The 12,407-nt window shown below is 34.0% G+C and carries 9 protein-coding genes, 1 pseudogene and 1 riboswitch; of the genes and pseudogenes, 2 read left to right on the top strand and 8 right to left on the bottom strand.

Annotation, left to right across the window (positions count from 1 at the left end; all coding sequences use genetic code 11):
- Positions 1–6: 6 nt before the first annotated feature.
- The 4 genes and pseudogenes from ACFVRR_RS14650 to ACFVRR_RS14635 all read right to left on the bottom strand — a co-directional run bounded on the left by ACFVRR_RS14650 (position 7) and on the right by ACFVRR_RS14635 (position 4,060).
- Positions 7–837: a carbohydrate ABC transporter permease gene (locus ACFVRR_RS14650; RefSeq protein ID WP_335478983.1), complete on the bottom strand. Its 831-nt coding sequence runs from the start codon at positions 835–837 to the stop codon at positions 7–9.
- Positions 837–1,769: a carbohydrate ABC transporter permease gene (locus ACFVRR_RS14645; RefSeq protein ID WP_335479010.1), complete on the bottom strand. Its 933-nt coding sequence runs from the start codon at positions 1,767–1,769 to the stop codon at positions 837–839. Before ACFVRR_RS14645 ends, ACFVRR_RS14650 begins: the two co-directional genes overlap by 1 nt.
- A 119-nt stretch (positions 1,770–1,888) precedes the next feature.
- Positions 1,889–2,833, bottom strand: coding sequence for a DMT family transporter (locus ACFVRR_RS14640; protein WP_387329789.1), 945 nt, complete (start codon positions 2,831–2,833; stop codon positions 1,889–1,891).
- A 135-nt stretch (positions 2,834–2,968) separates the two neighbouring features.
- Positions 2,969–4,060 (bottom strand): annotated as a pseudogene (locus tag ACFVRR_RS14635) (C40 family peptidase).
- Between the two features lie 532 nt (positions 4,061–4,592).
- Here ACFVRR_RS14635 and ACFVRR_RS14630 point away from each other — a divergent pair.
- Positions 4,593–6,512: a heavy metal translocating P-type ATPase gene (locus ACFVRR_RS14630; RefSeq protein ID WP_387329786.1), complete on the top strand. Its 1,920-nt coding sequence runs from the start codon at positions 4,593–4,595 to the stop codon at positions 6,510–6,512.
- Positions 6,513–6,817: 305 nt separating this feature from the next.
- Here the strand turns inward: ACFVRR_RS14630 and ACFVRR_RS14625 are convergent, their stop codons facing one another.
- The 3 genes from ACFVRR_RS14625 to ACFVRR_RS14615 are packed head-to-tail and all read right to left on the bottom strand — an operon-like array spanning position 6,818 to position 8,746.
- Positions 6,818–7,699: a YihY/virulence factor BrkB family protein gene (locus ACFVRR_RS14625; protein ID WP_387329783.1), complete on the bottom strand. Its 882-nt coding sequence runs from the start codon at positions 7,697–7,699 to the stop codon at positions 6,818–6,820.
- A 17-nt stretch (positions 7,700–7,716) separates the two neighbouring features.
- Positions 7,717–8,256, bottom strand: coding sequence for a hypothetical protein (locus tag ACFVRR_RS14620; RefSeq protein ID WP_097973238.1), 540 nt, complete (start codon positions 8,254–8,256; stop codon positions 7,717–7,719).
- Positions 8,257–8,269: 13 nt separating this feature from the next.
- Complete coding sequence (locus tag ACFVRR_RS14615) at positions 8,270–8,746, bottom strand: low molecular weight protein-tyrosine-phosphatase (protein WP_097973236.1); 477 nt, start codon at positions 8,744–8,746, stop codon at positions 8,270–8,272.
- A gap of 352 nt (positions 8,747–9,098) precedes the next feature.
- Positions 9,099–9,203, top strand: a riboswitch (TPP riboswitch).
- 221 nt (positions 9,204–9,424) lie between these two features.
- Here ACFVRR_RS14615 and thiT point away from each other — a divergent pair.
- Positions 9,425–10,006 carry an energy-coupled thiamine transporter ThiT gene (gene thiT / locus ACFVRR_RS14610; protein WP_056476402.1) on the top strand — a complete coding sequence of 194 codons (582 nt, stop codon included), beginning with the start codon at positions 9,425–9,427 and terminating at the stop codon, positions 10,004–10,006.
- A 134-nt stretch (positions 10,007–10,140) separates the two neighbouring features.
- Here thiT and ACFVRR_RS14605 read toward each other — a convergent pair whose 3' ends face one another.
- Positions 10,141–12,222 (bottom strand): WxL domain-containing protein, encoded by a 2,082-nt coding sequence (locus ACFVRR_RS14605; protein WP_387329778.1) that lies wholly within the window; start codon positions 12,220–12,222, stop codon positions 10,141–10,143.
- Between the last annotated feature and the right edge of the window lie 185 nt (positions 12,223–12,407).

Raw genomic sequence — 12,407 nt, 5'->3', positions numbered from 1 at the left:
CTTAACTTACTTTATTGAGCCACTTGTAATACCTCGGATAATTTGCTTTTGGGCAGCGAAGAAAAAGATTAATAATGGCGTAATGCCTAAAACTAACCCAGCAAGTGCTAAATTCCACTGTTTCGTATAAGCGCCAAAAAAATAAAAAGTAGCCAGTGGTATTGTGCGTAACTCTGCATCACGCAAAACTAGAGATGGTAACAAGAAATCATTCCAAATCCATAAAGTATTTAAAATAACAATTGTTACGGTGATCGGTTTTAATAAAGGAAACACTACTTTCCAAAAAACCATGAATGGTGAACAACCATCAATAATCGCTGCTTCTTCAAGCTCAATTGGAATACCTTTTATAAAACCGTGATAGAGAAAGATAGAAAGTGCTGAGCCAAACGCTAAATACATAACAACAAGTCCATAATGACTATTCATTAAATGAAGTGTACTTCCAACTTTAACAAGTGGAATCATAATTGATTGAAAAGGAATTACCATTGTTGCAACAAAAATAAAGAAAATAATCGTTGAAATTTTATGCCTTGTGCGAACGAGTTTATAAGCTGCCATTGAGCAAAATAAAACAATCAACACATTACTGGCAACCGTTACAATTAGAGAATTCAATAGAGCTCTCCAGAAATCCATAACGACAATTGCTTGGGAGTAATTTGTAAACTCTAAGGATTTTGGTAGCGATGAAGTATTTTGTAGAATATCCGCAAAGGATTTAAATGAGTTTCCTAATACATAGTAAAAGGGAACTAGAAACAAGATTGCTAAAATGATTCCAAACAACTCAAGCAAAAACGTCAGTCCGCTATACCGCTCGTCATTCACTACGCTTCAACCTCCCTCTTCTTCGTTAAATAAACTTGGAGAATTGAAATAGCTGCAACAACAACGAAGAAGACAATTGCTTTTGCTTCCCCTAATCCATATCGATTGTTTACAAACGATTCTGTGTAAATATTCAACGCAAGCATTTGTGTTGAATTAAATGGTCCACCACCAGTAAGCGATAAATTTTGATCAAATACTTTAAAGGACCATGAGATCGTTAAGAATAAACAAACAGTTACAGCTGGCGCTACCATTGGAATAATGATTTTTCTTAAAGTTGTAAAACGATCTGCGCCGTCTACTTGAGCTGCTTCAATCAATTCCTGGGGTACTCCTTGAAGTGCTGCTACATAAATAATCATGATATAACCTGCACCTTGCCAAATTGCTACAATAACAATTGCCCAAAATGCTCCATTTGCAGTACCTAACATTGATTGCATTAAAGAATCAATCCCTAACGCAGCTCCTAATGAAGTTAGCCCTTTATTAAAAATAAATTGCCAAATAAAACCGAGTAATAAACCACCTATTAAGTTAGGTAAAAAGAAAATAGTCCTAAGAATATTTCTTGATTTAAGTGCCTGAGTAACTAATAATGCCAAGCCAAAACCAATCAAATTCGTTAAGATCACAGCGAAAATTGTATATTTTGTTGTAATAAAAAAAGAATGCTTAAAGTCTGCATCTTGCGTAAATATGTACTTATAATTATCAAAACCAACATAATGGATATTTCCAACTACCCCATTCCAATTTGTAAAGGAATAATACAGACCCATTAAAAATGGAATAAGCACTAAAGCTGCAAATACTAGAAAGGCTGGACCAACAAATACGATAAAACTTCCACTATTTCTACGTTTCTTTCGATAGGAGACTTTAAAGTCAGTAGCATCATCTACAACTGTTTCAACTTCTTTATTCATTGCTTTATCAAACTTTGACAACTATGTACCTCCCTTCATAACGATCTACAAAAAAAAAGCAACTCCACCTTATTATTAAAAAGTAGAGTTGCTTTTATACGGAATGCATCCTATTCGAGTCAAGACGCACTCTTCATATGAGTGCTTCGTTGATCCTTTTGATAATTCACAATAATAATACCTGACGTAACCATAATTAAACCAATAAATACAAGATAAGATAACACTTCATTCAGCATGATTGATGATAAAATGACACCAAAAACAGGAACTAAGAATAAGTACATTGATACTTTACCAACTTGGTTATATTTCATGACATTGTTCCATAGTATGAAACCTACAGATGAAAGCACCGATAAATAAACTAGCATGCCAAACGTTTTTAAATCAAAGTGGAACGGTAAAAACCCTGCTGTTAAACCACCAATTAATAACAATCCAATCGAACCGATCATCATTTGATATGCTGTTAAATAGGCAACATCCACTTTCTTTGCAGCTTCTTTAGCAAGTACATTACCATAGCCACCAAACGCCATTGCAAACAATAATAAAATCTCGCCAATTCCTAAATGTAACGAAAGAGTGCCCTTTGTAATATTTACGATAATTACACCCGTAAATCCTACCGTTACTCCAAGAATTTTACGCAAGTTTAAACGATCATTTTTATACATAAAATGCGCTGCTAAAAGTTGAAAAAACGAAGTAGTTCCAGCAATAATCGAGCCTTGAACTCCCGTTGAAAAACTTAATCCAATATAAAACAACACATATTGTAAAAACGTTTGAAACAAACCTACTTTTCCTACTACAAAAAAACTATCTCGCTTAAAAGTTAACTTTCTACCAATTATCGTAAAAAATATTAAAATTAAAAATGAGGCCAAAAAGAAACGATAACCCGCAAAAATCATTTGTTTCCAAATCTCATTCTTCCCAATATGCAAGTGCTCATAACTTAGCTTAATAAACGGAAATGCGCTTCCCCATAAAAAAGTTGTAATAACCGCTGATGCAATCACTCCCAAAGGATGTGTAAAAAATCTCTTTGCAGACATTGTTTCCCTCCATAAGCCTTTTTCTCTCTATAGAATACAGTTTATTCTATCATCAATAGGGCATTCCTACTATTGTTTGATTATGAGAAAGGCCTGATGGTAAAGACAATTGTTGAAAAACTTTTTATGAGAATTTTAATTAATTCGTTTATACCCTAAAAAATGCTTTTTCCAATACGAGTCATTTATATTGGAAATCGTAACGCCAGTACTACTACCAGCTTGAATAAATTCATTTTCGTTTAACATAATGCCCATGTGTGATGGTCCATACGTGTATGTATTTTGAAAAAATATCAAATCACCGGGCTGTGAAGATGTTACTTTTTGGAATGAAGTATTGTTATGCCAATAACCTTATACATTTGTTCTTCCAAACGGCTTACCATTTTCCTTAAGGACATAATAAATAAAGCCACTGCAATCAAAACCTGTAGGTGATACTCCTGCCCATTTATAAGGTACTCCTAAAAATTGTTTTGCAAAAGAAAGCATATTGTGCTCATCACTAGTCGAATCATTTGGATGATCAATTTCTTTTTCAGTATATCCAGCACTTATATAACCCGTTTTACTTTGATAGATGATCTTATGCCAACCATTTGAAGTAGAAATAACGTCTAACTTCTGACTTTTTGTCGCACTACCTATTATATTGTAATTCGTTCCCGCACCTGAGCGAATATTTACTCTAGCTCCAGTTACTACATATTTAATCGTATTGTATACTGGTTTTTCATCTTCAATATTCTTTTGTTTCTGAACATAAGTGCCACTTATGTAGCCGGTTCTTCCTTTATAAATAATCTTGTACCAACCATTTGAGGAAGATTTAACAACTAATTTAGCATTCTTATTTACACTTCCTAAAATACTATAATTCGTTCCTGCTCCCGATCGAATACGTACACCGTTCCCTGTTGAGATGTAGTTGAAGGCATTGCTTTCTATTTTTTCATTTTCAGCATCACTGCTTTGTTTTTTAACATAAGTACCACTGATGTATCCAATTCTTCCCTGGTAATTAATCTTATACCAACCATTTGAGGAAGAGATGACATCTAATTTAGCATTCTTATTTACACTTCCTAAAATACTATAATTCGTTCCTGCCCCTGAACGAATACGTACCCCATTCCCTGTTGAGATATAGTGATCTACGTTCGAGATTAATTCTTTAGGTTGATTTGTGATTGTACTTTCTGCATCCGCTTCTAATAGATCCATAGAATTAATACATGAAACAGATCCTATGATTGCAATCGATTGTATAATTTTTTTTTTCAAAATCTCCACCAGCTTTTTATTTTTATTTTATTTGCTATACTTTTTTGAATTTGAAATAGATGAACTAGCTTCTAATGCAGTAACAATTATGTATTTAATGTGCTTACTGTATAAATATCGGTTGGATACTTAAAATTCTTTAATAAACGTCAAAAATATTAAAATTAATTAGGCAGACTGTAGTCCTTTTCCCCCTACACCTACAACTAATTTCACAACTCCATCACATTCATTAAAAAATTTTTAATTAACAAGCAAATTTTTTCTTCACATTTAAGGGAATGTGGTAATATATATTTAATAAGAATTATTTTAATTAAGAAATCTGTGAACTACACAACTTAGAGATTAAATAAATAGTAAGGTCTTATAAAATGTACGCTGCTGTCCTAGGACGGCAGCTTTCGTCGTTTTATAAGGATAGTGAATTTGATTATTTTTCTCAATTGAAAATAAGAAAGGGGTATTTATTATGGAAGCAAGTCCAAAAGTTACTACGATTCATGCTACATATGAAGCCGACCATGTGGAATCTACATCATTTCTTTCAAAACATGGAGAATTAATTGCCGCTTTAGTTTCTGGTGTATTAATTCTAATTGCTTCATTCGTTAAGAACGATAATTCAATCATGTCGATTATTTTATATGTTTTAGCTTTTTGTATTGGAGGCTATGCAAAGGCAAAGGAAGGTATTGAAGATACGATTGCTGAAAAGGAACTAAACGTTGAAATGCTAATGATTATTGCGGCAGTTGGTTCAGCTGCAATTGGATATTGGACTGAGGGTGCAGTACTAATTTTCATATTTGCTTTAAGTGGCGCACTTGAAACCTATACGTTAAATAAAACAAATAAAGAGATTTCTTCTCTATTATCTCTTCAGCCACAAACAGCAATTCGATTAGTCGATGAAGTTGAAGAAGTCGTTGGCATTAAAAGTTTAAACATTGGTGATTATATTTTAATTAAAGCAGGAGAGCGTATTCCTGCTGATGGTCAGATCGTTAAAGGAGAAACATTAGTAGATGAAGCTGCTCTTACAGGTGAATCCGTTCCAGTTGTTAAAAACTTAAATGATGAAGTGTTTGCAGGAACAATCAACATTAAAGGAACGCTTGTAGTAGAAATTACGAAACATAGTGATGAAACGCTTTTCCAAAAAATTATTAATCTTGTACAAACAGCTCAAAGTGAACAAACACCTTCTCAACAATTCATTGAGAAATTTGAAGGTGTATATGTTAAAGGAGTATTAGTTTCCGTATTATTTATGATGTTTTTACCGCATTTTGCATTAGATTGGTCATGGACAACAACATTTTATCGAGCAATGATTTTACTAGTTGTTGCATCACCTTGTGCATTAGTAGCATCAATTACACCAGCTGTTTTATCTGCAATCTCGAATGGAGCAAAGTCGGGAATTCTTGTTAAAGGTGGTATTCATTTAGAGCGATTAGGCGTCTTAAAAGCAATCGCATTCGATAAAACTGGTACTTTAACGATTGGTAAACCAGAGGTAACTGGTTTTGAGAAAATAGAAGATTTTGATCGCACAGAGTTATTATCAATCGTAGCTTCAATTGAAAGATATTCAACTCATCCGCTAGCTTCAGCTATTGTTGAGTACGCAACGAAACAAGGAATCACAGTATCTTCGTCATTTGAACAAATTGATGACCACCCTGGTTTCGGTGTATCAGCGATATTAAATGGTTCTGAGTATAGAGTAGGTAAAAAAGAATTCGTAACAATGAAACAAAATCCTCTCATCCATTTTGAACAAAAATGGGAACAAGAAGGAAATACAATTGTTTATGTAGGTACTCAAGATAAAGTTGTTGCGATTTTCTCATTAAAAGATTTAGTTCGTAACGAAACTAAGCAAGCCTTATCTACTTTAAATAAATTAGGTGTTCAAACAGTCATGATTACAGGTGACTCTGAACAAACGGCAAAAGCAATTGCTGCCGAAAGTGAAATCAATGAATACTTTGCATCATGCTTACCGGATGAAAAAGTTTCGATTGTTAAAAAGCTAAAAGACAACTACGGTCAAGTAGCAATGGTTGGTGATGGTATAAACGATGCACCTGCTCTAGCGACTGCAAATGTAGGAATCGCAATGGGTGGCGGAACTGGAGTTGCTTTAGAAACTGCAGATGTCGTTTTGATGAAAAATGATTTAACAAAAATAGCTAAAGCAATCACTTTATCTAAACGCATGAACAAGATCGTAAAACAAAATATTATCTTTTCACTAAGCGTAATCGCATTCCTTATCTGCTCGAATTTCCTACAAATCATTGATTTACCTTATGGAGTAATCGGTCACGAAGGAAGTACAATTTTAGTTATTCTTAACTCATTAAGATTATTAAGAGATTAAAAAAAAGCATCGTACAAAAGTGTACGATGCTTTTTCTTTTAAACTGACTAGTAATGAGCCTTTTAGCAGGAAAAGCAGTATTCTTATCAGTCTAAAAATTAATGGTAATCATTATGTCCGTTTGCAGAACCGCTAGTTTTGCCCTTTGGATGTGAGCTACTTTTTTGTTTCTTATTTGATTTATCATTATGGTTTTTCTTATTATTACTCATTTTAAAGTTCCTCCCTTTTTGAAGTCTTTTTTAGTTTACCTCACTAAAATAAGACTACTCATGGAAGAAAACTCCAATATATTATAGAAGAAATTATTTTGGATTTGGATTATTAGGGTCAATCAATTTTGGTTTAGCTTTGTGCTTACCATATTGTCTTTGCTTTATTAATGCATTAAGCTCTCCACCAATAATCACAACCATTGCCGAAATAAAAAACCAAATCATCAAGACAATAATTCCACCCAAACTACCGTAATGACTTGTGTAATTACCAAAGTTATCAACGTAAAAAGCAAATCCAAATGATGAAATGATCCATCCAAATGTTGCAAAAAGTGAACCAAAGAATGTCTTTTTAATGTGAACTACTTTACTCGGTCCAATGGAATATAGAACAGTAAATACAATCATTAGGATTACAAAGCTTAGTGACCAGCGAATCAGGCTCCAAGTATATAAAAAATCCTGAGATATATTCAAAAATTGAAATACAGACTTAGCAATTACTTTCCCGAACACTGGTATTAATAATGCAAAGACAATCACAAAAATCATAATAATTGTTAAAAGAATTGAAACTCCTCTTGTAACAAAGTAATTTCGTTTATCCTCTACATCATACGCATCATTAAGTGCTCGGATGATTGCATTAATCCCATTGGACGCTGCCCAAATAGTTGCAATTAACCCTACTGATAAAACTCCACCATGTGATTGCCCGATTATTAACTGCAAGTTACTTCTTATAATAGCCATAGCATCTGGCGGAGCATATTGACTCAAGAATGACAATATTTGATCAGTAGAAAGCGGTAAATAGGTTACGACTTGAGTTAGAACAAGTAGAAATGGAAAAAGAGATAGCATTAAGTAATATGCTAGCTCCGCTGAACGAGATACTATTTCGTCTTCCATACACTTTTTCACTAAATCCCAAACAAATGCTACAATAGAATTCTTTTTCTTAATCAAATTGACACCTTCAATTGTTATTCTTTAGATGTATTACCTGCCAATAAAATTGATTCTACTTTCTCTTGTACTTCATCTGCATTTTCATCAGTTAAATCTTCAATACCTTCAAGAGTAGCTTCTAACTGCTCGTCAGTCTCAGAAGATTCATTCTCATGGTTTACTTCTAGTGAAGTCGCTGAAATTTGCGATTTACCTTCTTCTAGATCGATTGAATCTTCAATTTTCTCTTCTACAGCTTCCACTGCTTTCTCTGTTACTTTAGAAGAGCCTTTATCAAACTTATTTAATGTTGAATCTTTAATTTCGATCCATTTATCCTTTACAATCTGTACATTGCCTTCTAATTTCTCAACTGAGTTTTGTACTACTCTCAATTGATTTCGAACAGCACCTTTTACGATTTCTGGATCTTCTTTAATTTGATTTAATTTGTTTGTTACGCTTCTTCCTTTACGTGAGATTTTCTCACGATTTTCCTTGTTAAGTAGAGTAACCCCTGCACCAATTGCGACTCCGACTAGAATATTGCGTAAAGCTTTGTTACGTTTTGACATTCTACATCCTCCTCTAAACTGTTAATTGGTGTTGCTTTAAAATATGCTGAAGTAAATGAGAGCATCCTTCTGTAATGATGTCATATACTTCATTAAAATTACCCGTATAATATGGATCAGGCACTTCCTTCCACATTGATGCTGGAACATAATCTGAAAGTAGTGAAATCTCTCCTATACAATTATTTCTTGCTAAATTCATTAAATCCTCTTTATTCTGTGCATCCATAGCAACAATATAACTAAAATATTTAAAGTCATTTTCTGTCACTTTTCGAGCTTTCATACCTTCGCAGGTTATACCTTTTTCACTCAATAAACCTTGTGTTCCCTTATGTGGAGCGTGACCTAAATGCCAATCTCCAGTACCAGCTGAGTCTATCATAAATTGTTTATCTAACCCTTTTTCTGTCACTAAATGACGAAAAACAGCCTCAGCCATTGGCGATCGACAAATGTTACCTAAACAGACAAATAATACTTGAATCATCTAAAATGTCTCCTTCAAATTATTTACACTTTCTGCCAAAATTTAGCTGTTTCTTTCGTATTCATTCTACACGGTAAATTTTAAAATGAAAAGCAAGCCATTGTGAATAATTTATGACTAGTATAAATAAGATAAAAGTTATAATGCTTATTTTTTACATAATAGCTATGATTACACTCATTTTTTAAAAATAATTTTAATGATTATCTAAAAGTTTAAATTGGTTAATGTTTTTAGCGATTCTCACAAAGATTCCATTAATAATGGCCAAATTTTTTTAATTTTTAAAGATAAATTAATTGTATTTTTAAATGACCTTGACTATATTTAGTAAAGACAACTAAATGTAAGCTAAAACCACAAGGGGAGCCATTTGGCTGAGAGTGAATAGAGTAGCTATTCTTACCCTCTGAACCTGTTAGTTAGTACTAACGTAGGGATGTGGCACGATGAAAAAGCAACGCCGGGCTCATCATGCTACCCAGTATTGCTTTTTTTATTTATTCCTACTGAAATCTCCTTAATTTGAAATGTGGAAGCGGCTCGCTTTTGCCCCGACACCACAAAGGGCAAGGCGCTGGAACTAGACATTATAAAATGTGACTAATCGCCCAGACATCATTACTTACAAAGTGTTTCACTACATAAGTTGTCCACTAGATAAAGGGGGAAATATATATGAAGACATCAAAGATTCAATTAATGACAGAAATAGCAATGTGTGCAGCACTAGCAATCGTTTTTGATTTCTTACCATTATTTACTGCACCTCAAGGTGGCTCTGTTTCATTATCAATGATTCCAGTTTTTCTAATTGCTTTTCGTTGGGGATTAAAGCAAGGTTTAATTACTGGGCTTTTATTAGCAGCACTACAAATCGTTACAAAGCTATATTTTGTTCATCCAATCCAAGTATTTTTAGACTATATTCTGGCATTTACTAGTCTCGGATTAGCTGGTCTTGTATATAAACAAATAAAAAATAGTTTAGCAAATGGCAATAAAAAAAGTGCAGCTGCTTATATAATTTTAGGAACTTTTATCGGTTCACTAGCTCGATTCATCTGCCACTTTATTGCTGGGATCGTGTTTTACGGTTCATACGCTCCAAAGGGTACACCAGTTTCTCTTTATTCATTAGTATATAATGCTTGGTACATGGTTCCTTCTTTTATTATTAGTGCAGTTTTATTAATCATTTTACTTTCATCTGCACCAGTTCTTGTTCATGTTAAAAAGAATCGAAATCAAGCAGCATAAGTTTTTAGTCAGTCTAAAGTTCCAACGCATTCAAATAAGAAAGTACAAGATACCCCACCGAGTAGTCTTTTTTATTACTTACTCGATGGGGTATTTACTTTCATTTTAACATCTATATAGGAAGTTTCTTGATTTTAAAGTGGTGCATCTACTAATGTCCATGTTAATGTTGTTTTATATTTGGCACCTACTTCTTTATAAGCTGCTCCAGGCACGAAAAGGGTTATGCTAGATGGATTCTGTCCAAATGCAATAGTCCATGTTCCAAGTCCCTTTCCTTCATCTGCAAAAGCTAGATTCTGGGCACCTCCACCGGGTATCAATGTCACTGTATTGGCTACTGGTTTATACTGCGCATGAGTGGATGAGTTTAAAATAGGATTATTTAATTTTAAAACTGCACCTGTTAATTCATTATTACCACTCTTGAATTGTTCATTTTGCTGCACTGTTAGTTTCCATCCGGTTTTTGTTCTCCGATGGTCTGTTACTTGAATAAAATTTGGTACTTTAATGATCGAACCATCTGAAGTTTGTTTTACTTCATCTAATTGAGCAGTATAAACTTCATTTTTACCTGAAGCTTCCTGCGCACCAAAATGGAAATTTGACACATAGTCAATACTTAACGAACTCTTTGTTCCAGGTTCATGAGGATTCTCTGGGTCAGTTGGGTTAATAGGTTCGACTGGACTTGTCGGGTTTGTTGGATCGACTGGATTTTTTGTTTCTGCCGTTACCGTTACATTTGTATCTGTACTGGTATTACCTGCGACATCTGTTGCAGTTGCACGTACTACATCCCCATCATACAATGTCCACTGTGGTACCTGTACGGAGAATGAACCATCCGCTCCGGCCCTTGTCGTTAAAAATGATTGGTCAGGTAATGCTATTTTCACAGTACTATTCGCCTCTGCTGTTCCCGTTATACTTGTACTGATATCTGTAATCGGATTTACAACTGGCGGTAAAATAGTTTTGTCTACTGTAAAGTGTAGAATTTTTTGATTACCTGCTTTATCAGTGATCACTAATGTGTGTTCCCCATCAGTTGGGTTTATTGTGCCAGAAGAAATAGTTGCCCCATTTAATTTAGCAGTATCAATACCGCTTAGTGCATCACTGAATGTAATGTTTGTTGCTGTATTTTTATTATATAATTGCCCGTCAGCATAGTTGGTAATAGGTAGTTCTTTATCAATTTTGACTGTAAATTTAGCTCCAGGGTCGGTTACTGGATTACTTTGATTTCCAGAATCATCTTTTGCTCTAATTAGAATATTTGTCGTACCTTGAGTTGAAACTGTATAATCAACGCCTGTTGAGGTGGCATTACTTAAACCGTTTTTACTCCAAGTGCCACCATTATCAGTAGAAACTTCATACGTTGTGGGATCGACACCATGATCGTCAGTTGCTGTAAAGTGAATTGTCGTGTTTTTATTGGTCCATGATGCACCACCTGTGTAGCCTTCTGGTATGGTAATAGTCGCATTCGTTATTTTTGGTGCCTCAGTATCTAGTACTGTAACAGAAACATGATCAACCTGAAAGATTTGAAATCCACTACCATCAAGAGCATCTTTTATACCGTCTTCAAAATAAATTCTAAAATTCACTTTAGTTCCGATCGCAGTGAAAGTAGTCGTTATATTTTGAGGTCCTGTGTATTCTCTCCATTCTTTATCTGTCGTTAGAGCGGTATTACTTTCTGTGTCAGATACAAACCAAGAATACTTAGGATCGGTATTCGCATTTTGAATAAGTTTAAAAGGAAACTTTAAGATATAAGTTTGTCCTGGAATTGTGTTAATCGTTTGGTTCATTGCTATTAACTCTTGAGAATCTACAGTGTTTAATACCTTTATTAAAATCCCACCTCCTGGAATAGGTTTAACATAACTTTTTGGGTTGACTTCACCAAATACCTTATACCAGCCGTCACCTTGATCCTCTAAATTGAAGCTATAAGGACCTAGACTTTGGCTTTTATTTAAATACGCCATAAATGACCAATTTGGAAAAGTAGTTGTTTGACTATCAAAATTAAAAGTAGGGTTTTGGACCAAGTTTGGAAATGTTGCTGCTTCTGTAATTGTTGGTTTAAGTAGTCCCTTTAATCCAAGTAGACTAGGTTGCGTCCCGCTCGTCATGATGACAAAAATGGATGCTAAAACAATCGCTTTAAAAAGTCGTTTTCTTTTTTTCACCATTATATTTCTCCATTCCAAAATAAAAAATTTTCTTCACTATCCTTTTCCGGATCTGAAAATCACATTAAAACCTCCAACTTTGTTTCTTTGCTGAACTCACAGTTAATATGTGAAAAATGTAACATGATTATCTTCGATGGTTCAACGACATTTTTTACCTATATCAACGGTAATCACGTTGAGTT

It is taken from the genome of Gottfriedia sp. NPDC057948 (assembly GCF_042887255.1).
Lineage (GTDB): Bacteria > Bacillota > Bacilli > Bacillales > Bacillaceae_G > Gottfriedia.
The sequence above is the reverse complement of the archived record's forward strand: the minus strand, read 5'-3'. Positions and strand labels throughout refer to the sequence as shown.

What these genes read in the sequence shown, in the direction of transcription:
- ACFVRR_RS14645 (WP_335479010.1), bottom strand. Translation starts at nt 1,769, where the DNA reads ATGAATAAAGAAGTTGAAACAGTTGTAGATGATGCTACTGACTTTAAA.
- ACFVRR_RS14605 (WP_387329778.1), bottom strand. Translation starts at nt 12,222, where the DNA reads ATGGTGAAAAAAAGAAAACGACTTTTTAAAGCGATTGTTTTAGCATCC.
- ACFVRR_RS14620 (WP_097973238.1), bottom strand. Translation starts at nt 8,256, where the DNA reads ATGTCAAAACGTAACAAAGCTTTACGCAATATTCTAGTCGGAGTCGCA.
- thiT (WP_056476402.1), top strand. Translation starts at nt 9,425, where the DNA reads ATGAAGACATCAAAGATTCAATTAATGACAGAAATAGCAATGTGTGCA.
- ACFVRR_RS14630 (WP_387329786.1), top strand. Translation starts at nt 4,593, where the DNA reads ATGGAAGCAAGTCCAAAAGTTACTACGATTCATGCTACATATGAAGCC.
- ACFVRR_RS14615 (WP_097973236.1), bottom strand. Translation starts at nt 8,746, where the DNA reads ATGATTCAAGTATTATTTGTCTGTTTAGGTAACATTTGTCGATCGCCA.
- ACFVRR_RS14640 (WP_387329789.1), bottom strand. Translation starts at nt 2,833, where the DNA reads ATGTCTGCAAAGAGATTTTTTACACATCCTTTGGGAGTGATTGCATCA.